1 protein-coding gene is annotated in these 650 nt (G+C 59.2%); it reads left to right on the top strand.

Going from position 1 to position 650, the window contains the following annotated elements; all coding sequences use genetic code 11:
* A partial coding sequence (locus NKI88_RS31765; protein WP_352659353.1) for an ABC transporter substrate-binding protein occupies positions 1-568 on the top strand: 568 nt, incomplete at its 5' end.
* Between the last annotated feature and the right edge of the window lie 82 nt (positions 569-650).

Genomic DNA, 650 nt, shown 5'->3' with positions numbered 1-650 from the left:
GAACACGGGATGGTTCAAGAAGGGCGGCGACCCGGAAAAGGCCAAGCAACTCTTGAAGGAGTCTGGATACGCCGGCGAAAAGGTCATCATTCTCCAGCCCACCAGCATTGCATGGATCAACGACGCCGCGCAGCTACTTGCGGCCACCCTGCGGAAGATCGGGGTCAATGCCGAGCTCGCGCCCAGCGATTGGGGCGGGGTCGCCGCGCGTCGGCCAAACAAGGGTCCCGTCGAGAACGGTGGATGGAATATCTTCATCACGAGCGATTCCGGCTACAGCGCCACCGATCCGATCGGGTCAGTTTTCTTGAGCGCCAATGGCGACAAGGGTTGGTACGGCTGGCCGAAGAATGAAGAATATGAGGCTCTTCGGGCCAAATGGGCGGATGCTGAAACGTCCGATGAACGCAAGGCTCTGGCGCACGAGATGCAAAGGATCTGGTGGGACTTCGTCGGCGATGTTTATTTGGGTCAAACTCTCCGGCCGATCGCGCGCCGCAAGACGCTCAGTGGCTTGATCGAGATGCCGGGGGGCTTCATTCCTATGTGGAACATGGAGAAGGCCTGAGCGGTGGCTTCCTACATCCTGCGCAGATTGCTCTCGACCATCGCCGTCATGGCGATGGTCGGGATCTTTGTCTTCCTGCTGT

The sequence above is a fragment of the Mesorhizobium sp. M0317 genome, assembly GCF_040321555.1.
Lineage (GTDB): Bacteria > Pseudomonadota > Alphaproteobacteria > Rhizobiales > Rhizobiaceae > Mesorhizobium.
This window is presented reverse-complemented; position numbering and strand designations above follow the sequence as displayed.